We start from the raw sequence: 239 nt of genomic DNA, 5'->3' as shown, positions 1-239 counted from the left end.
ATTTTGAATTCATGTTCAAAATCACTGCAGACCATTTGAAAAATGAATATTGGAGCTGGCAGTTTAGAACAGATTATATTGCTAGTGGTTCGCTACAATGGAAACTTGCCAAAGTCGAAAAAGGCACAGTATTTTCAGACTGGTCACCAGCCTTAGAAGACACCCAAGAACAAATCGACAGCAAAGCAGACAGCGCACTCACGCAAGAGCAGCTGAATGCGTTAGAAGCTAAGCGATTG

General features: G+C 41.8%; 1 protein-coding gene. It reads left to right on the top strand.

Annotated features, from left to right (window positions below; genetic code table 11):
• The coding region (locus Q5762_RS39520; protein ID WP_315897150.1) for a hypothetical protein at positions 1-239 on the top strand (239 nt) is incomplete at both ends.

Origin of the sequence: Streptomyces sp. P9(2023) (assembly GCF_032436795.1) — a bacterium.
In the GTDB taxonomy this organism is placed as follows: Bacteria; Actinomycetota; Actinomycetes; order Streptomycetales; family Streptomycetaceae; genus Streptomyces.
Note: the sequence above shows the minus strand (reverse complement) of the source record. Positions and strands in the feature narration are given on the sequence as shown.